16 protein-coding genes and 1 pseudogene are annotated in these 19861 nt (G+C 66.3%); 9 read left to right on the forward strand and 8 right to left on the reverse strand.

The annotated features are described in order from the left end of the window. Positions 1–630: a muconolactone Delta-isomerase family protein gene (locus tag A5784_RS35405; protein ID WP_064949513.1), complete on the reverse strand. Its 630-nt coding sequence runs from the start codon at positions 628–630 to the stop codon at positions 1–3. A gap of 230 nt (positions 631–860) precedes the next feature. Between A5784_RS35405 and A5784_RS35410 the strand changes: the two genes are divergently transcribed. The 5 genes and pseudogenes from A5784_RS35410 to A5784_RS35425 all read left to right on the forward strand — a co-directional run bounded on the left by A5784_RS35410 (position 861) and on the right by A5784_RS35425 (position 4786). Then, positions 861–1604 (forward strand): SDR family oxidoreductase, encoded by a 744-nt coding sequence (locus A5784_RS35410; protein ID WP_064949514.1) that lies wholly within the window; start codon positions 861–863, stop codon positions 1602–1604. A 38-nt stretch (positions 1605–1642) separates the two neighbouring features. Then, positions 1643–2509, forward strand: coding sequence for an ABC transporter substrate-binding protein (locus A5784_RS35415; RefSeq protein WP_064949515.1), 867 nt, complete (start codon positions 1643–1645; stop codon positions 2507–2509). Positions 2510–2543: 34 nt separating this feature from the next. Continuing rightward, a pseudogene (locus tag A5784_RS38670) lies at positions 2544–2651 on the forward strand (malate:quinone oxidoreductase); the annotation flags it as partial. 58 nt (positions 2652–2709) lie between these two features. Next, positions 2710–3357, forward strand: a complete 648-nt coding sequence (locus tag A5784_RS35420) for a TetR/AcrR family transcriptional regulator (RefSeq protein WP_064949516.1) — start codon at positions 2710–2712, stop codon at positions 3355–3357. A 226-nt stretch (positions 3358–3583) separates the two neighbouring features. Continuing rightward, complete coding sequence (locus tag A5784_RS35425) at positions 3584–4786, forward strand: PE-PPE domain-containing protein (protein ID WP_197514986.1); 1203 nt, start codon at positions 3584–3586, stop codon at positions 4784–4786. Between the two features lie 20 nt (positions 4787–4806). On the opposite strand, the gene A5784_RS35430 is transcribed toward A5784_RS35425, so the two are convergent. From A5784_RS35430 to A5784_RS35450, 5 genes are all read right to left on the reverse strand, one after another. Beyond that, the gene (locus tag A5784_RS35430) at positions 4807–5619 is read right to left on the reverse strand and encodes a FadR/GntR family transcriptional regulator (RefSeq protein ID WP_082945281.1); all 813 of its coding nucleotides are present in this window, start codon (positions 5617–5619) and stop codon (positions 4807–4809) included. Continuing rightward, positions 5616–6356, reverse strand: a complete 741-nt coding sequence (locus A5784_RS35435; protein WP_156750949.1) for a cache domain-containing protein — start codon at positions 6354–6356, stop codon at positions 5616–5618. Before A5784_RS35435 ends, A5784_RS35430 begins: the two co-directional genes overlap by 4 nt. Positions 6357–6457: 101 nt before the next feature. Next, on the reverse strand, positions 6458–8119 hold the full coding sequence (locus tag A5784_RS35440) for an amino acid permease (protein ID WP_064949519.1): 1662 nt from the start codon (positions 8117–8119) through the stop codon (positions 6458–6460). Positions 8120–8160: 41 nt separating this feature from the next. Then, positions 8161–9432 carry a D-arabinono-1,4-lactone oxidase gene (locus tag A5784_RS35445; protein ID WP_064949520.1) on the reverse strand — a complete coding sequence of 424 codons (1272 nt, stop codon included), beginning with the start codon at positions 9430–9432 and terminating at the stop codon, positions 8161–8163. 38 nt (positions 9433–9470) lie between these two features. Next, on the reverse strand, positions 9471–10982 hold the full coding sequence (locus A5784_RS35450) for an aldehyde dehydrogenase family protein (protein WP_064949521.1): 1512 nt from the start codon (positions 10980–10982) through the stop codon (positions 9471–9473). A gap of 165 nt (positions 10983–11147) precedes the next feature. Between A5784_RS35450 and A5784_RS35455 the strand changes: the two genes are divergently transcribed. The 3 genes from A5784_RS35455 to A5784_RS35465 all read left to right on the forward strand — a co-directional run bounded on the left by A5784_RS35455 (position 11148) and on the right by A5784_RS35465 (position 15783). Continuing rightward, a complete protein-coding gene (locus A5784_RS35455; protein WP_064949522.1) occupies positions 11148–13541 on the forward strand; it encodes a Tex family protein in 2394 nt (797 codons plus the stop codon). Positions 13542–13602: 61 nt separating this feature from the next. Further along, positions 13603–14400 carry an SDR family NAD(P)-dependent oxidoreductase gene (locus tag A5784_RS35460; RefSeq protein ID WP_064949523.1) on the forward strand — a complete coding sequence of 266 codons (798 nt, stop codon included), beginning with the start codon at positions 13603–13605 and terminating at the stop codon, positions 14398–14400. Positions 14401–14619: 219 nt separating this feature from the next. Continuing rightward, complete coding sequence (locus A5784_RS35465) at positions 14620–15783, forward strand: aldose epimerase family protein (protein ID WP_232006377.1); 1164 nt, start codon at positions 14620–14622, stop codon at positions 15781–15783. 90 nt (positions 15784–15873) lie between these two features. Here the strand turns inward: A5784_RS35465 and A5784_RS35470 are convergent, their stop codons facing one another. Both A5784_RS35470 and A5784_RS35475 read right to left on the reverse strand, forming a co-directional pair. Next, the gene (locus A5784_RS35470) at positions 15874–18360 is read right to left on the reverse strand and encodes a glycogen/starch/alpha-glucan phosphorylase (protein WP_064949525.1); all 2487 of its coding nucleotides are present in this window, start codon (positions 18358–18360) and stop codon (positions 15874–15876) included. Between the two features lie 76 nt (positions 18361–18436). Then, positions 18437–19105, reverse strand: a complete 669-nt coding sequence (locus A5784_RS35475) for a hypothetical protein (RefSeq protein ID WP_232006378.1) — start codon at positions 19103–19105, stop codon at positions 18437–18439. A gap of 60 nt (positions 19106–19165) precedes the next feature. Between A5784_RS35475 and A5784_RS35480 the strand changes: the two genes are divergently transcribed. After that, positions 19166–19786 carry a PaaI family thioesterase gene (locus tag A5784_RS35480; RefSeq protein WP_064949527.1) on the forward strand — a complete coding sequence of 207 codons (621 nt, stop codon included), beginning with the start codon at positions 19166–19168 and terminating at the stop codon, positions 19784–19786. Positions 19787–19861: the final 75 nt, after the last annotated feature.

Here is a 19861-nt window from a genome sequence, read left to right on the forward strand (position 1 = left end):
TCACCGGGCCGCAATCGGCTGGCGGCTGGCGGCTGGATCGTGCGCATGCACCGCCAGGGGCACCGTCGTCACGGTCATCCAAGGATAGGCCGGTAAGGACTCGACGCAGGCCATCATGTCCGCCGCGTCACGGGCACCCCACAGACTCGCGATGCGGGTTGTGCCGGCTTCGCGCTGCAGGTCCCACATCCTGACGAGATGGCCTTCTTCGATCAACTCGGTCACTCTCCGGTGCTGCCGAGCCCGGGTGTCCTCGATCATCTGATGTGGCGTGGCTGATGGTGCAGAGATGGCCATGGTCATCAAGAATTCGGCGGCCTGGCTGCGCGTGGACTCGATGTGGGTGAGCACCGGATCATCGATCTGCGGGTACAACGCGGTGACCTCGTGCGTCTGCCAATCCATGAGAGGTGTCGCACCCAGGATCGCATCGAGCTCGCGCCGATCACTGGCGGCGAACAGCCCGATGGTGTTCCAGACGTTCAACGGGCGGGCCGGGTGCCATAGCCGGATCAAGTGCCCGCGCTCGGCCAGCGTGCGGGCGCAATCCGCCTCGGCCACTTCGAAACCGGCCATGGATGCGAGTATGCCGGCCGGTATACGGGTGGTCATCGTGACGAGATATTCCATATCGGCCTCCTGGGCACCAATGCGAGAGCGGGATGCGTCTAACTATCGCGCGCCGATCACGCTCCCGAGCCCGTGTAACACCCTGGTCGACCGCGTTCGCGACCGACCCGCCCAGTGATCGACCAGGGACCAGGGTGTTACACGGGTTCCACGTCCGGGCCATCAGGACAACAGTGGGGAGGCAGGACACGGTGTCTGTGTCCTCGTCCTTACCACCGCCGGAGGTTGTTATGCCACGAGTCGCACTCATCACCGGAGCCAGCCGCGGAATCGGCGCCGCTGCCGCCCGCCGTCTGGCCGCCGACGGGTTCCAGGTAGTCGTCAATCACCGCGCCAGCGGGGAGCAGGCCGACGCGGTTGTGGCCGAGATCGTCCAGGCCAACGGGCAGGCGGTCGCGATCCAAGCCGATGTGACTTGCGAGGCCGACGTGTCGGCCATGATCGAAGGCGTCGCCCAACGCTGGGGTGGGGTGGACGTGCTGGTACACAACGCCTTGATTCCCTTCGCGGTCACCTCGTTCGCCGAGCTGACCTGGAATCAATTGGGCGGCAAGCTTAATGCCGAACTGCATGCTGCCTACTTGCTGACCAAAGCCGTTACTCCGTACATGATCTCGCGCGGTCATGGGCGGCTGATCTACATGAGCACTGGTCTGTCCCGGCGCCCCCGAGAGGGGATGATCACCCTGGGTACGGCCAAGGCCGCTCTCGACCAGTTCGTCCGCTATATCGCCCAGGAACTGGCACCGCACGGTCTCACCGCCAACCTTGTCGCCCCGGCTACGGTCGCGGGGACGGCGGTGACCGAGAAACTCAAGCCCGGAGCCGTAGAGGGTCTCAGCGCTGCAGCACCGGCCGGCCGGCTGGTCACACCGGAAGAGGTCGCACACACCATCGCGTTCTTCGCCAGCGACGGATCGAGTTTCACGACGGGCCACTACCTGCCGGTCAACGGCGGGCTGGCGATGGACTGAAGCAGTGCAACGTATCTCAGGACAGGAGAGTCATCGTCATGGACACAATCGATCTCGCCTACGTCGGGCGCGGCATTCATGAAGAGTTGATCGCCACCATCGCCGACCAGGAAGGCTACTTCGCCGACGAGGGACTCCACGTGGCTCTGCGGGACGGCACGGGGTGGGATGCCGAACGGTTGCGTAGCAGCGCAACGATCGGTCTGGGCCGTGCCGTCGTCGAACGATTGACGCAGGGACCCGCGTGGCAGGTGCTCAGCGTGAACACTCACCGGCCACTGTTTTGGTTTCTCGGCAACGCGTCGGTGGCGACAATGGCCGACCTACGCGGCCGGCGGCTCGCTGTGCACGGCGCCCATACCCCGCCTGGCTGCTTTGCCCGCATCGTCCTGCGCCAGTACGGTTTAGACCCCGATCACGACGTCATCTGCCTGCCGCGCCACCCCGGCGACTATCAGATGGACGTGCGCCGCCTGCGCGACGGTTCGATCGATGCCGCCTACGTCGGAAGCACACTCGGCCCAGAACAAGTGGCCGCCGAGGAGGGGTTCCATGTCCTGGCGTGGGTCGGCGACCATTTCCAGATACCGACAGTCGGGATTGCCGTCGACCCTACTCACCACGCCGTCGACTCGGCGGTAGCCCAGGCGCTCGTTCGTGCCAACCAGCGCGCCCTTCATCTGCTGGCCGCCACGCCCGACCGCGCGGTCGCCTACCTGCAGTCCTTCCTCAACCGGCTCACCCAACCAGAAGCTCAACAGCTCTTCGATCACTACATCGGCCCGCACTACACCCAGAGCGGGGAGGTCGATCACAGCCTGGTGCAGGAAGCTGTCGACGCCGTCGCCGCTGAACTTCAAGTCCCCTCCGTATCCGCCGATGAGATCTACCAATTCAGTTCCTAGGGAGCGGCCCCTGTCCAACAGATCGGATGAGCAGATGATCAAAACCGACGCGGTGCTGATCGGTGCAGGAATCATGACCGCCACGCTGAACGCCTTACTGCGCCTGGTCGAGCCCGACTGGTCGTCGATCCAGGTCGGACGGCCGACCCGGTGATATAGCGTGGCGAAAGTCCAGCTGTTTCTGAAGCGGGAGCCCGAGCATGACCGACGAGCCGAATGCCGCATCCGGTGCTCGGCGCACTCAGGCCGAACGCAGCGCGGCGACCCGAGCGCTGTTGCTCGACGCGACGATCGAATGCCTCATGACCTACGGCTACTCGGCCACCACGACGCCGCGGATCGCCAAGGTCGCCGGGCTCACTCGCGGAGCACAGCTCCATCACTTCCGGGCCAAGTCCGACATGGTGGTGGCCGCGATCGAACGTCTTGCACAGTTGCGAGCCCAAGCTGTGATGGACGAGGTGGACCGGTTCGACCCGGGTTCGGACTTCTACACCTCGCTGCTCGACTATCTGTGGGAATTGCACCAGGGTCCGTTGTTCGCTGCGACCGTTGAACTTTGGGTGGCGGGCCGCACCGACCGCGTGCTGGCTCGCGAGATCGAGAAGGTCGAGCCGATCGTGAACACCGCGCTGATCGCAGCCGCCGAACATGTCCTGCCCGCGGCGGCTGCGGCGTCGAAAGAATTGGGCGACTTCGTTTTCACAGCGATGGACACCCTGCGCGGAATCCTCATCGCCAGCTTCGTCGACGGCGATGCGGCCCGGGCGCGGCGGCGATGGCAGCGGGCCTGTCGAGTTCTGGTGACGGCCGCGCCGCGGGTGTTCGACGGCCCATCCGGCGGTTGACGGTATCTGCGGTCGCAAAGAACCTCGCAGCGCACCAAGCGCAATCCATTGAATAGATGCAGCTGTGCATGTATCTTTTGACGGGGACGGCAAATAGTTTGCTGTGGCCCTGGAGGTCGGGGATATGACGCGATTTGTGTTGCCTGCTTCCGGCCCTGCCTCGCCATGCTGTGCTGCACGACTCGTCGAGCAACGCACCGTGACGAGGGCCGGCATCGTGGCTTCCGTGGTATTTGCTCTTGCAACATGTGGGTCCATCACGGCGCAGGCCACCACGACGCTGTACGTGCCCGGAACCTCGCCGTCCCCGCAACCGTCCGGGACGGTGAGCCTGGCCTGGATGGGGCCGGCCGTCACGCAGTTCGCCAGCACCGCCTATCAGATCGGCTACCCGGCATCGTTGTATCCGTTCGAGGGCACCATCGCGCTGGATCCGTCTGTCGCACAAGGAGTTATCGCCCTGGACGCGGCGATCCGGGCGGTCCCGCCGGGGGAGCCCATCCAGGTCATCGGCGTCTCGCAGGGCGATGTTGTCCTCAGCGTGGAGGAGCAGGCACTGCTCGCCAATCCGCCTGCGAACACCGACATCACGTTCATCCGGTTCGCCGACCCGACCAGCCCGACAGGCATCATGGGCCGCGACGCGGGCCTGCAGCTACCGGGCATGACCTTTGTCGCCGCCCCGGCAACGCCGTACAACACGGTGATCATCAACCGCCAGTACGACGGCATCGCCGACTGGCCGGCCAATCAGCTCAACATCCTCGCCGACGTCAACGCCCTCCTGGGTGCCCTCTACCTGCACAACCAGGTCAACTACGGGGTGGACCTGAGCACGATTCCCGCCTCCGACATCACCACCACGACCAATTCGATGGGCGGGACCACCACGACGTACCTGATCCCGTACACCGGCTTACTGCCGATCCTGCGCCCACTGCAGAGTCTGGGGGTCAACGAGCAACTGCTTGAGGCGGTTCAGGTTCCCCTCAAGCGGATCATCGATTCGGCATATACGACGTCGACGTGGTCCCCAGTGCACAAGGCAGTGGCCGCGGTTGGGCAGGCGGCGTTCCTGGCCGTGGTGAACACCGCATCCCGGGTCGCATCGGATGTCGGTGCGGCGCTGCAGAAGTTGCCTGCCCTTCCGGGCGGCATCACGCCGCAGACGACCGCCCGGATTGCCAAGACCGCTCCGACCACCAACCCGGTGGCCGCCCTGCGCGCCGGCACGTCGGATACAGCGGAGAAGGCGCCGAAGAATCCGAAACGTCAAGCGCGGGGAACGGACAGGGTTCGGCAGATCACGGGCGCCGTGACCCGCCACCGGGACACCGCCGACGGTCCGCGCCTGTCAGCGTCCAAGTCGCGCCCTCTCGTGAATCTCCGGCATGCGCTTCACCCGACGCACGGGCTGGGCGCGAGGTGATCTTGGCCGCCGGCCGAGTGTTACGAACCCGATTCACTCATGACGAGATCGAGGTGGGTGTTGATCATGGCTTCGGTCTCGTGCAGGCAATGCTGCAGTGCCGCTGCCTCGGCTGCGGTTTCGTCGCCCCGCACGATCGCCTCCAGGATCGCGGCGTGGTCGCGTTCGGCCTGCTCGAACTCGAAGAGCTGTCCGGTCGGATCTGACGCCCACAACAGCGGCGCCATCTCGCCCTGAACCTGGACGGTGGCCGTGGTGAGCCGATTCGACTGGGCGGCCACCGCGAGGCCGATGTGGAAGCGGCTGTCGGCCTTACGGCGGTCCTGCGGGCTGGTGGCCGACCGAAAGGTGTCGGCCAAGTTCTGCAGCCGGTTCTGGTCTGCGTGGTCGGATCGGGCTGCGGCCAGCCGCGCCGCAGTTGTGGCGATACTGTCCGACAGGTCACCGAGGTCGCGGAGATCCTCGGTGCTGCGTTCACGCAGCCGGCGGCGCCGTTCCGTCTCGGTGACGACGCCCGCGTCGCACACCACGCTGCCGCCGCCACGGCCGCGTCGGGTCTGGATGAAGCCGCGGTCGCGCAGGGAGGCCAGTGCGGCACGCAGGGTGAGCACGGCCACCCCGAACTGCGCCGCGAGTTCCCGTTCCGCGGGCAGCATTTCGCCATAGCCGATGAGCCCGACGGCGATCGCGGTCTCCAGTTGGTGGGCGATCTGATCGGCCCGGTCGGCGCCGATGGCCTCGTTGGTGCGCAGTTGTGCGACGAGGGAGAACGAACTGCCGCGCGTCGCGTCGGAAGGTGTTGAGACGCCAAAGGGTTGAGCTGCCTGCGTCATGACAGCGCCACTATCCGCCAGGGCAGCCGCTCGGGATCGCGCGAACGAACCGGCACGGTGTGGACGATGCGTTCCGAATCAGTAAGCCGCAGCCGCGATCCGGTGACATGGCGGGCACTGTTGGACACCACGACGCGCTCGTTGGCGGCCAGCAGCACCACCTGATGGCGACGGGTGTTCAAGGTCCGCAACAGCAGTGCCTCCAGGCCGGGGATCGACAGATCGGCGCCGATCACCGCTGTGCCTCCGGAGGCGGCTTTCAGAGGAATGCCCAAAGTGATTGTGCAGACGTCGATTCCGCCGACGTCGATGTAGGGCCCGGTTGTGACGGGATGGCCCGCGGCGATGGGAGCGGTGAACCAGTCGTGCGATTGGTAATCGTAGAAGCCGACGGCGTCGGGGTTGAGGATGTGTTTGACGAAGTAGGAGTTGCCGTCGGCGTCACGGCGCCAGCACTCCAGCCACCGGGTGGCGTCGCTCAAGGTGTCCGATCCGAACGCCATGTCGAACCCTTCGAGCAGTGGCTGGTCGGCGGAGAGCAGTTCCTGCAGCAGCGGTCTCACCGATGCCAGCGCGGCCCGGTCGGGCGTGCGGTGGCGCTCGGCGAAGCCGTCGATGATCTCGCTCACCCGCCGGTGCACGATCTCGACGAGCTCGAACAGCTCGTCCATGCGGGTTCCGACCACCCCTGCGACGCGATCCAGCAGCGCAGGCAGATCGTCTTCTGCTACAGCCATCGTGCTCACTCACCGTCCTCGTAGCCGCAGGCTAACACCAGCGACCCCGCCGGGGCGGTGCCCGGCGGGGTGTGGCCTGCGGTGTCGTTAACGGCCTGCCCTCATTCCCACGGCCCGGCGGGAGTCTTCGCGGCGGCGGTTGCCTCGTGCTGCGACCCATGGTGATGGTGGCCGGGATGGTGTTCTTCGTATTCGAATTCGAGCTCGTCAGCCGATCCGACTCCGGCGGGCAGGTTGATGGTGCTGCGCGGACCGGTGTAGGTGTGCTTGACCCGCAACTGCCAGGCCAGCCACAGCGCGAGCAGGGTGCCGCCGACGACCAACGGGGTGTAGTTGAGGTACTTCCACTCGAAGCTCGCGTTCCACGGCACACCGCCCGACGAGGTGGGCAGCATGGCGATGACGGTGGTGATCCCGATCTCGACGACGGCGATCGCGCACAGCCACTTGTACTTCTGGCCCAGATTCCAGCTGCCTGCCTTGAAGGCAGATCCCTTGCGCCAGCGCTGGTAGATCGGAATCGCGAACGCCAGGTAGAGGCCGACGACACCGATGGAGACGACGGCGTTGAAGGCCACCGGTACCGGAGCCCCATTGACGTCGACCTCGACCAGTGCGGGCAGGGTCAACACGATGGCGAGTACGGCGACCAGGGCCACGCTGTAGAGCGGTACGTTCTTGCTGTTCAGCCGAGTCCAGAACCGGGCACCGGGGACAGCGCCGTCCCGGCTGAACGCGAACAGCATGCGGGTGGTCGAGGTCATGCAGGCCATGGCGCAGAAGCATTGGCCGACAGTCGATATCACCAGAACGATGCCGATCCATGGGGCGCCCAGCGCTTGGTTGAGCACCGTCACCACGGATCCGCCGCCGGCGCTGACGGCGTCCGGGTCCTGCACGGCGAACAGGAAGCTCAGCAGCAGGATCCAGCCGCCGATCGCCGAGTACAGGATGGCCTGCCAGATGCCCTTGGCCGCCGAACCCGCCGCGCCGACGGTCTCCTCCGACATGTGGCACGACGCGTCGTATCCGGTGACGGTGAACTGGGGCAGGATCATCGACAACGGCAGCACCAGGAACAGGAACCCGAGGTTCGACGTGCTGCCGCCGAACATGCCGGTGTTGTTGATCCGCTGCGTGAAGACATCCGAGACGCTGGCGTGGTGGTCCGGGATGAAGATCAGGATCGCGATGACTGCCGCGACACCCACGACATGCCACCACACCGAGATGCTGTTGAAGATGGCCAGCAGGTGGCTGGAGAAGATCGAGAGCAGGGTGACGATGATGAGCACCCCGATGAAGATCAGGAACACCCGCGTGAGCGAATAGCCTGCCGCCCAGGTCGGGCTGTAGGCGGAGATCGTGATGTCGATGAAACTGGCCGCGCCGTAAGACACTGCGGCCACGATGGCCAGCAGGCCGAGGAAATCCAGCCAGCCGGTGAAATAGCTGGAGCGCAACGAGCCCAGTTTTACGGCCCAGAAGTACATGCCACCGGAGGTGGGCATGGCCGAGACCAGCTCGCCCATGCACAGTCCCACGATGAGGATCAGCGCGCTGACGATGGGCCAGCCCCAGCTGATGGCCATCGGACCACCGTTGTTCCAGCCGATGAAGAAGCTGATGAACGGGCCGCTGAGGATGGAGATGACGGAGAAGGAGATGGCGAAGTTGTGAAAGCCCGACCACGAGCGGTCGAGCTCGGCTTTATAGCCGAGCTCGGCGAGCATCTCGTCATCGGAGCTCTTGGCAGTGGACATCGTTGGTATTCCTTGGTTTTCGACGAAGGGTGGGGAGTCGGTCAGCCGACGAGCTGACGCAGACTGTCGTTGAGGAACACGCCGTTGGGATCGAATTCACGGCGTACGGCGACGAACTTGTCGTATTCGGGATATTGCTTCTCGATGCGCTCGCGGGTCAGGAAGTGCAGCTTGCCCCAGTGCTGGCGGGCGCCGAAGTCTTCCAGGAGTGCGTCTACGTCGCGCAGGTACGGCCAGTAGTCGGTACCCGGATGCCCCGAGACGGACAGCACGTTGGTCTCGCGCTTGTAGAAGGGCGACAGGTAGCCGTCTTCGGGCCCGACCCAACGGACTTCGATCGGGTACAGCTCATTCGGGTACTTGGTGAGGATCAGCTGCTGCAGAGCCTCGATGGCTTCCAGGCTGTGTTCGGCAGGCACGTAGTACTCGAGTTCGTGGAACGGCAGCGTCATGCCGCCCATGTCGTAGATCCGGTAGGACCGGTCGACGCGGGCGCCCGGGGTGGTGCTGATTCCCTCGGGTTCGTTGATCTCGACTTCCCGGTAGATCTTCTGATACGCCCGGTTGGTCATGGGAAGTCCCGGGGGACAGGGTAACTCGTAGAGAGCCGGAGAGGCTTCGGTCTGGCACCACAGGAACGAGTAGTGCCGCAGGTTGGCGACATTGTCTGCGAGATTGGCCTTGATCTCGTCCCAGTGCGGGTAGCTGACCTCCTCGGCGAGGTAGTAGCGCGGGGAGGCTTCCAGCTCGACCTCGGTCATGATTCCGAGAGTGCCGAGCGCGACCTGGGCCGCCAGCAACGTGTTCAGGTCGTCCTCGCCGACTTCGACGATCTCGCCGTGTCCGTTGACAATTCGGGCCCAGCGCAACCGGCCGGAGAAGCTGGTCTGCCGGATACCGGAGCCGTGCGTCGCGGTGGCCAGCGCACCCGAGATCGACTGTTCGACGATGTCGCCCTGGTTGGTCAGTGACAGCCCGTGCTCCCACAGCGGATCGCCGATGTCCTTGAGTCGGGTACCGCCGCGCAGCCGGACCCGGTTGCGGGCGACGTCGACGCCTGTCAACCCGGTCAGCGCGTCGGTGTTGATCAGGACCCCGCCGGTGGTGACGATCGGGGTGAACGAGTGCCCGGCCCCCACGGCCCGGACCGGCAGGCCCTGTTTGATCGCGAACCGGACGACGTCGAGGACCTCCTGCTCGTCGCGCGGTGCGACGGTGAAAGCCGGTGTGCAGGTCTGGTTTCCACCCCAGTTGGTCCATGGCTGGTAGGTGGTGTGGCTGATCGGGGGTACGGCGTAGGTGTGGGTGGGCATGGCGGACAGGGCCTTCCGACGAGGGTGGGTGGGAGTGATCAGCGGCCGTGGTTGTGCATGACGTGTTTGGTGCGCGAGTAGTCGTCGAGGGCGTAGATCGACAGGTCGCGTCCGTATCCGGAGCCTTTGACGCCGCCCCAAGGGGCTTCGGTGGCCAGCACCAGGTGGGAGTTGACCCATACGGTGCCCGCGTCGAGCTTGCCGGCGATGTCATGGCTGCGCTTGGCGTTTTCGGTGAACACCGACGCCGACAGTCCGTATGTGGTGGCGTTGGCCCGGGTGACGGCCTCGTGTTCGTCGGAGAAGGTTTCGACGGTCACCACGGGGCCGAAGATCTCTTGGCGGGCGGCCTCCGCGTCACTGTCGAGGCCGACCAGCACGGTCGGGGCGATGAAGAAGCCAGGGCCTTCGAGGGCCGAACCACCCACGGCCGCACGGATACCCGCGTCCTTGGCCCGTTGCAGGTAGCCGCGGACGCGGTCGAAGTGGGCTCGCGACACCAATGGGCCGATCTCGACGTCGTCACCGGCGCCGGGTTCACCGACCGTGAATGAGCTGACCTCCTTGACCAGGTGCTCGACGAACGCGTCGGCGACCGACTCGTGCACCAGCACGCGGCATCCCGCGCCGCATTCCTGCCCGGAGTTCCAGTAGCCCGCGGCGCGGATCGACGACGCTGCCGCGGGCAGGTCGGCGTCCTCGAAGATGACCACGGGCGCCTTGCCGCCGAGTTCGAGGTGCACCCGCTTGAGCGACTCTGCGGCCGCGCGGGCCACGGCTTTTCCGCTGTTGACCGACCCGGTGAGCGCGATCATGTCGACGCCGGGGTGCTCGGCCAGGGCGGCGCCGACGACGGGGCCGGTGCCGGTGACGATGTTGAGCACGCCTGCGGGCAGCAGATCGGCGACCAGTTCGGCGAACTTGCACGTGGTCAGCGGGGTGATCTCGGATGGCTTGAGCACCAAGGTGTTTCCCGCGGCCAGGATCGGGGCGATCTTCCACGCCGCCATCAGCAGCGGGTAGTTCCACGGGGTGACCACGCCGATCACGCCGAGCGGTTCGCGCACGATGACCGACAGATGGTCGGCGGCGTAGTTGCCTGCGGCTTGCGAGGTGGTGGCCCGCGCCGCGCCTGCGAAGAACCGGAAGGTGTCGATGGTGCCGGCCACGTCGTCGCGGGCCACCTCGAACGGCTTGCCGGTGTTGGCCGATTCCAGGTTGACGAGCAGGTCGTGGTGCTCGGCGACGCGGTCGGCGATCTGCAGCAGGATCAGCGAGCGTTCCTTGGGGGTGAGTGCGCCCCATGCCCGTTGGGCTGCGCGTGCCGCGGCGACGGCCACCTCGACGTCGGCGACAGTGCCGTCAGGCACCTGGGCGAGCACGGTCTCGTGGCAGGGGTCGACCACGTCGAGGGTGGCCTCCGAGGTGCTCGGCCGGAACGCGCCATCGATGAATTGCCCGGCCGGCGGCAGATCGCCGGCACTGATCAGGGGCGTCGCCTCGGGATTGCGGCGGACGGTCGTGGGCGTGGTTTCTGGCAGGACGGTCATGGGGATGCCTTCGTCGAGAGTGATTGATTCATTTTTAAAGCTTTAGTAGTGAATCTTTACGCTGTGGCGTGGCTCACGTCAAGAGCTGCGAGTGCTTTTAACCGACTGGAAACACCCACCCGCCTCGCCGGGGGCTGTCGGCCCGATTCGGTAGGGTCCTCCGACGTGACTCAGAGCGCCGTCAAGTCGGTAACCGCACGCATCGCCGAAGAACTCTCGGTCGGGGAGCGCCAGGTGGCAGCTGCCGTCGCACTGCTCGACGAGGGCGCGACGGTTCCGTTCATCGCCCGATACCGCAAGGAGGTCACGGGCAGTCTCGACGACGGCCAGCTCCGCACGCTGGAAGAACGCCTGGGCTACCTGCGGGAGCTCGATCAGCGTCGCGAAGCGGTGCTGGCGTCCATCGAGGAACAGGGCAAGCTGACCGACGAGTTGCGGGCGGCGTTGCTCGCGGCGGACACCAAGGCGCGGGTTGAGGACATCTACCTGCCCTACAAGCCCAAGCGGCGCACCAAGGCGCAGATCGCCAAAGAAGCGGGCCTGGAACCGCTGGCCGACCGGCTACTGGCCGACCCGACGCTGGTGCCCGACGAGCTGGCCGCGGAGTTCGTCAACGAGAACGTCGCCGACGCTGCCGCCGCCCTCGACGGCGCGCGCCACATCCTCATCGAGCGGGCCTCCGAGGACGCCGAGCTGGTCGGCGCGAGCCGTGAGAAGTTCTGGGCCGACGGGGCGCTGCGGACCGCTCCGTGGTCGGAGGAGGCTGCGAAAAGTCCTGCGGCCCAGAAGTTCCGCGACTACTTCGAGTTCTCCGAGCCGCTGGAGAACATGCCGTCGCACCGCGTGCTGGCCGTGCTGCGCGGCGAGAAGGAGGAAGCGCTTGCGCTGACCTTCGACGGCGGCGACGACGAGATCTACCAAGCCATGATCGCCAAGTCGCTCGGCATCGACCTGGCGGCCAACGCTCCCGCCACGCCGTGGCTGGCGACCACCGTCAGGCTGGCCTGGCGGGCCAAGCTGATGATCTCGGCAGCCGTCGACGCCCGGATGCGGCTGCGGCAGCGGGCCGAGGACGAGGCTGTGGCGGTATTCGCGCGCAACCTCAAGGACCTGCTGCTGGCCGCCCCCGCGGGCACCCGCACCACACTCGGACTCGATCCGGGCTTCCGCACCGGCGTGAAGGTGGCCGTGGTGGACGCCACCGGCAAGGTGGTCGACACGTGCGCGATCTTCCCGCATCAGCCGCAGAAGCAGTGGGATCAGGCCAAGGCGACGCTCGCCGCCCTGGTCGCGCGGCACGGTGTCGAGCTGATCGCCGTCGGCAACGGCACCGCATCACGCGAAACCGATGCGCTGGCAGCCGAACTCATCGCAGACATCCGCGCGGCAGGCGCACCCGCGCCCACCAAGGCGATGGTGAGTGAGGCCGGGGCGTCGGTGTACTCGGCGTCGGCTTATGCCGCCCAGGAACTGCCCGAACTCGACGTGACGCTGCGCGGTGCGGTCTCGATCGCGCGCCGGCTGCAGGACCCACTGGCCGAGCTGGTGAAGATCGACCCCAAGTCCATCGGCGTCGGGCAATACCAGCACGACGTCACACCCGGCTCCCTGGCTCGCAGCCTCGACGCGGTCGTCGAGGACGCCGTGAACGCGGTCGGCGTGGATCTCAACACCGCCTCTGTGCCCTTGCTGGCCCGGGTGTCCGGGGTCACCGAATCGCTGGCCGCCGCCATCGTGGCGCACCGCGAGAGCTCGGGTGCGTTCCGGAGCCGCAAGGCGCTGCTCAACGTTCCCCGGCTGGGTCCCAAGGCTTTCGAACAGTGCGCAGGATTCCTGCGGATCCGCGACGGGGAAGACCCGCTGGACGCCTCCGGCGTGCACCCCGAGTCCTACCCGGTGGTCCGCAAGATCCTGGACCGCTCCGGGGTGACGCTGACCGAGCTGATCGGCAACGAGCGGACCCTGCGGTCGCTCAAACCCGCCGACTTCGCCGACGAGCGGTTCGGTGTACCCACCGTCACCGACATCCTGGGCGAGCTGGAGAAGCCCGGGCGCGACCCGCGGCCCGCGTTCTCCACGGCCACGTTCGCCGCGGGCGTGGAGAAGGTCGGCGACCTCAAGCCGGGCATGGTCCTCGAAGGCGTGGTGACCAACGTGGCGGCCTTCGGGGCGTTCGTTGATGTGGGCGTGCACCAGGACGGCCTGGTCCACGTCTCAGCCATGGCCGACCGCTTCATCTCCGATCCTCACGAGGTGGTGAAGTCCGGCCAGGTCGTGCGGGTCAAGGTGCTCGACGTCGACGTGGACCGCCAGCGGATCAGCTTGACGCTGCGCCTCAACGACACCCCGGAGCGTGAGCAGGGCAAGAAACCCGAGCGTGGCGCGGACAACCGTGGCGGCAACCAGAACCGCGGCGGTGGCAACAACCGCCGCGACGGCGGCAATCAGGCTCGCGGTAACCAGGCACGCGGTCGCGGCAATGACTCGCGGCGCCGGGAGGCGAACCCGCCTTCAGGCTCGATGGCTGATGCCTTGCGCAAGGCGGGCTTCGGGAAGTAGCGACGACGCGGCGCCGGCGGCACGCTCGCGGAGGATTTCGGCTGCCAGGTAGTTTCGGAGCATGGACAATCCGGTTGCCGTCGTCACCGGAGCGAGCCGTGGCGCGGGCCGAGGCATCGCGGCGGCGCTGATCGCCTCTGGTTGGCAGGTGTATGCCACGAGTCGGACCGTGACCGATGCGGACGGCGCCATCGCCGTGCCACTCGACCACGCCGACGACGCGGCGGTGGGCGCGCTGTTCGAGCGGATCGCGGCCGAGCACGGCCGGCTGGACCTCCTGGTCAACAACGCCGCCGCCGTCCACGATGAACTCACCAGCCCGAAGCCGTTCTGGGAGAAACCGATTGCGTTGGCCGACGTGCTCGATGTCGGGCTGCGCTCGGCCTACATCGCCTCCTGGTACGCCGCGCCACTGCTGCTCGCCGCGGACAAGGGGCTGATCGCGTTCACCTCATCGCCGGGTTCGGTGTGCTACATGCACGGCCCGGCCTACGGGGCCCAAAAGGCCGGTGTGGACAAGCTCGCCGCCGACATGGCGGTCGACTTCCGGGGCACCGGCGTGGCCACAGTGTCGATCTGGATGGGCATCCTGCTCACCGAGAAACTGCGCGCTGCGTTCGACGGACACCCCGAGGCCCTCGCCAAGACCGCCGAGCACGCCGAAACCCCGCAATTCACAGGGTATTTGATCAACGCGCTCTATCACGATCCTGAGTTGGCCGCATTATCGGGCCATACCGTCATCGGTGCCGAACTCGCCCACCGCTACGGGATCACCGACGAGGGTGGCCGGGTCCCGCCGTCGCACCGTGACATGCTGGGCGCGCCGCGCGAACCCAGTTCGGTCGAGGTGCGCTGAGCGGCGAACACGGCCGAATCGCCCGTAGGAATTCTGCATTCTGATCACCGCCGAGAAAGCGCATGTGACCTGCGGAGGAGCCGTGGCGCTGAGCGAGGACGGCACCTGGGATCCGGTCAAAAGTCGTGTCGCAGCTCGCTGGCGCGCGGACAATGCTTGTACACAGGTGAATTCGCTGAGATGGGGAGGATCATGCGTGGACGAGGTTTACTTCGACTGATGGCAATCGTCGGTGTGGCGGGTATGACGGCGTGCAGCACCACCACCAACGGCGGCGGGAACAGCACCAAAGAGTCTGCGCAGTCCCAGGCGCCGTCCATCGCCGAGGAAGCGTTCGGCCAAGCGGGCGGCGCTCCGGTGACCCGCTACACGCTCGACAGCGGGCACGGCATGCAGGTGCGAATTCTCAACTACGGCGGCATCATTCAGTCGATCGACGTTCCCGACCGCAACGGGCACGCCAACAACGTGGTGCTCGGTTTCCCGAATCTGGAGGGATATCTCGACAACACCGGTGACGCCAAGACGTACTTCGGGGCCATCATCGGCCGCTACGGCAACCGGATCGCCAAGGGCGCCTTCTCGCTCAACGGCACGCAGCATCACGTTCCGATCAACAACAACGGCAACAGCCTGCACGGCGGCGCCGTCGGATTCGACTCGAAGGTGTGGCAGGCCACCCCGCAGAACGCCAACGGCAGCGTCGGTCTCAAACTCCAATACCTCAGTCCGGCAGGTGAAATGGGGTATCCAGGAGCACTGACCACCACGGTCACCTACACCGTGGATCAGAACAACCAACTGCGCATCGACTATCACGCGACCACCGATGCTCCGACCGTGGTCAATCTGACCAATCACAGCTACTTCAACCTGGCGGGGGAGGACGCGCTCAACATCTACGACCACAAGCTCACCCTCAACGCCGACAACTACACCCCGACCGATGCCACGCAGATCCCGACCGGCCAGATCGCCCCGGTGAAAGGCACGCCGTTCGACTTCACGGCACCGACCCCGATCGGCGCGCACATCACCGCCGACGACCCTCAACTGTTACTGGCGCACGGTTACGACCACAACTGGGTGATCAACCGCGGCAACGACACCGGCCTGGTGCAGGCGGCCAAGGCCGAGGATCCCCAGACCGGTCGCACCTTGACCGTCTCCACGACCGAGCCCGGGGTGCAGTTCTACACGTCGAACTTCCTGGTCGGCGCGTTCACCGGCACCAGCGGCCACATCTACCGGCAAGGCGCGGGCTTCACGATGGAAACACAACACTTCCCCGACTCGCCCAACCAGCCGAGCTTCCCGTCGACCATCCTCAATCCAGGCCAAACCTACGCCTCGACAACAATTTTCGCGTTCGGCACCGAATAGCCCGGAGCCCCGGCGGCGATGGCGTCTCAGATGATCGCCACGATCAAAACACCGGCCACCACGAACACCCGGGGTACCAAGCCGCGGCGCCTAATCCGTGACGGTCACCGGGATGACGCCCCAGATGTCGTCGCAGTACTCGGTGATCGCCCGGTCCGACGAGAACTTGCCGCTGCGCGCGGTGTTCATGATCGACATGCGGGTCCACGCCTCCGTGTCGCGCCACGCGGTGCTGACCCGCTCCTGGCATTCGACATAGGAGGCGTAGTCGGCCAGCACGAGGAACGGGTCGTCATGGCGCAGGTTGTCGACCAACGGCCGGAACACGTCGGTGTCACCGTGGGAGAAGGTGCCGTCGGCGATCAGGTCGAGAACCGCTGCGAGTTCTGGATTGCCCGCCACGTAGTCCGACGGTCGGTAGCCGTCCCGCTTGATCTGCTCAACCTCGTCGACGGTCAGGCCGAACAGGAAGAAGTTCTCGGCGCCGACCTCGTCGCGCATCTCGACGTTGGCGCCGTCGAGGGTGCCGATGGTCAGCGCACCGTTGATCATGAACTTCATGTTGCCGGTGCCCGAGGCTTCCTTGCCGGCAGTCGAGATCTGTTCGGAGACATCGGCAGCCGGGTAGATGAACTCCGCGTTCTGCACGTTGAAGTTCGGCACGAAGGCGACCTTGAGGAACCGGTTGACGTCCGGATCGTTGTTCACCGTCTCGCCGACGGCGTTGATGAGCTTGATGATCCGCTTGGCCAGGAAATAGCCGGGCGCGGCCTTACCGCCGAACACGAAGGCACGGGGCACGATATCCAGCCCGGGATTCTGCTTGAGACGGTGGTACTGCGTGACGATGTTCAACACGTTGAGGTGCTGGCGCTTGTACTCGTGAATGCGCTTGACCTGGATGTCGAACAGCCAGTCGGGGTTCAGCTCCACTCCGGCCGTCGACGCGACGTACGCCGCCAACCGGGCCTTGTTGTCCCGCTTGACAGCTCGCCACTGGGCGCGGAACGCGGGATCGTCGGCGTAGGCCTCCAGTCCGCGCAGCTTGGTCAGATCCTGCAGCCAGCCGTCGCCGATGGTGTCGTCGAGCAGGCTGCGTAACCCCGGGTTGGCCAGCGCCAGGAACCGGCGCGGCGTCACACCGTTGGTCTTGTTGGAGAACCGCTCGGGCCACAGCTCGTAGAAGTCTTTGAGGACACTGGATTTCAGCAGTTCCGAGTGCAGTGCCGCGACGCCGTTGACGGCATGGCTGCCGACGGTGGCCAGATGCGCCATCCGTACGCTCTTGCCGTTGTCCTCACCGATCAGCGACATCCGGCGCAGCCGGTCGGCGTCACCCGGGAACTTGGCGGCAACCTCGTCGAGGAAGCGGCGGTTGATCTCGTAGATGATCTCCAGGTGTCGCGGCAGCGATTCTCCGAACATGCCCAGCGGCCAGGTCTCCAGTGCCTCCGGCAGCAGGGTGTGGTTGGTGTAGCCGAAGGAGGCGACGGTGATGTCCCACGCCTCGTCCCAGCTCAGCTGCCGCTCGTCGACCAGCAGCCGCATCAGCTCGGCCACCCCGATCGACGGGTGAGTGTCGTTGAGCTGCAACGCGAACCGCTCGGGCAGCTCGTGCACCGAAACGTCGGCCAGGTCGTCGAGGATGTGCAGCACGTGCTGCAGTGAGCAGGATACGAAGAAGTACTGCTGCAGCAGACGCAGACGCTTGCCTGCCTCGGGCTCGTCGTTGGGATAGAGCACCTTGGTCACGGTCTCCGAGGTGACCTCGTCCTCGACGGCCTTGTAGTAGTCGCCGGTGTTGAACGCCTCGAGGGCGAACGACTTGACGGCCCGGGCGCTCCACAGCGTCAGCACGTTGCACGTCTTCACGCCGTAGCCCTGGATGGGGGTGTCGTAGGCGACGCCCTTGATCACGCGCCCCGGCACCCACCGCACGCGGTCATGCCCGGCCTCGTCGGTGTAGTGCTCGGCGAAGCCGCCCCAGTTCACCTCATAGCTCACATCGGGTTTGGCGATCTCCCAAGGGTTTCCGTTGTCGAGCCAGTTGTCGGTCTTCTCGACCTGCCAGCCGTCGTGGATCTCCTGGTCGAAGATGCCGAACTCGTAGCGAATGCCATAACCGATCGCCGGTCGCTCCAGCGTCGCCAGCGAATCCAGATAGCACGCCGCGAGCCGGCCGAGGCCACCGTTGCCCAGGCCCGGCTCCTCTTCGCGGGCCAGCACCTCGTCGAGATCCTGACCGAGCTCGGCCAGCGCGGCGCGGGCCGCGGATTCGATCTGCAGGTTCAGCAGATTGGCGCCCAGCTGCGGTCCCATCAGGAACTCGGCCGACAGATAGCAGGTGACCTTACGGCCCAGATCGAGCGACGTCTGGGTCGACGCGACCCGGTTGTCCTGCATGCGGTCCCGCACTGCCAGCGCCAGCGCGCGGTAGTAGTGCTCCGGGCGCAGGGCGGCGGCCGGACGGCCGATCGAATACCGCAGGTGGTCGACGATGCCGCGCCGCAGGGCGTCGGCAGACAGGCCGGTGCGGCTACGTTCGGCTGTGGGTGCGTTCTGGGCGACGTCGGTCATGGCGGGCAGTCTGACAGCTGCACGTGCACGGCATACCTGTAATGGGCGTCTGGCAAGTGAACTGCCACCGGGTGCGTCAGACGTTCTGCTTCATCAACTGGTCGCGGCGCTGCTTGGCCCAGTCGCCCATCTGAAATCCCGGCTGGTAATCGCACACCGAAAGCGCCAGTGCCGCACGCGAAGTCACTGCCAACCCGTAGTCGCAGTTCCACCCCGGCCGGGTCATCGCCCACGTCAGCACGCCGTCGGCGGGTGTGGTCACCGCTTCGAGCCGCATCGCCCGGGACGGTCCGGTCGGCGAGATGCCCACGGCGTTGGTCGTGCAGCCCGACACCGCGCTCGACCCGTCGCGCACCACCGCGGGAACATCGAGATCCTCCTCGTAGGTGCTCACCGTCTCGGCCATCATCACCCCGCCCGACGTGCGGTACCCGGTCTCGGCGTGATCGGCCGCACCGGGCGGGATCAGAGGCGAACCGAGGAACAGGGTTGCCGCCGTGCATTCCTGGGGCTGGGCCGCGGTGAAGTAGCTCGTCCCCAACGGAATCTGCGATGCGGGTCCGGCCGGTGTCCGGGTGCCCTCGGCCAGCAGCAGGGTTCGGGCCGGCACGACGGGGTGGGACTGCGCACGATTGGCAGCGCCCGACACCACGTCGGTGCAGCCGCTCAGCAGGCCCGCGGCCAGCACCGAGACAGTGACGACGCGCAGGTTCACCCTGCGCGGGGCGGCTGGTGCGTCGCTCACTTTCACGCGCACCACCATGTCACCTCCGGATCGGGAGACCGCAGGCAATACGGTGACGGGGTGTCCACTGACAGCGCGCACCCCGGCGGAGGATTCAACCCGCCGGATCCCACGACCCGCGGTGGACCCGACTACGGCCGCTTCGTCGAGGCAGTGCGCACGCTGCAGGACCACGCCAAGGCCGCCGACGCGCCCGACGCGGTGATCAGCGAGGCCGCCGACCTGATCGAGAAGGTGTCGGCCCTGCTGGCGCCATACGACGCCGACGAATGGAACTCACCGTCGGGCCGGCGCATGGACCTGCCCAACCGCGGCAGCGTCTCTACGGTGCCGACGCAGCTGCACGTCACCGCCGACCAGCGGATCGCGGGCACGGCGTACTTCCGACGGTTCCACCTCGGCCGCAACGGCGCGGTGCACGGCGGCCAGCTGTCCCTGATGTTCGATTCACTGCTCGGCTTCACCGCGGCCAAACTCACCCGCAACCCCTACCAGCGCACGGCCTACCTGCACGTCGACTACCGCAAGATCGTGCCGATCGAGAAAGAACTGCAGGTCGAGGCGGGTATTGACCGTATCGACGGCCGCAAGATCTTCGTCGTCGGACGGCTCCGCAACGGCGAGGACGTGCTCACAGAGGCCGAGGCACTGTTTGTGCGGCTCAAACCAGGGCAGCCTTGACCCCATCGGGCTCGGGGCGCGGGTCGCCCCACCGATAGCATGGTCGCGATCGTATTGCGCCCCGCAACCATAGGA

The sequence above is a fragment of the Mycobacterium sp. 852013-50091_SCH5140682 genome (assembly GCF_001665685.1).
GTDB lineage: Bacteria > Actinomycetota > Actinomycetes > Mycobacteriales > Mycobacteriaceae > Mycobacterium.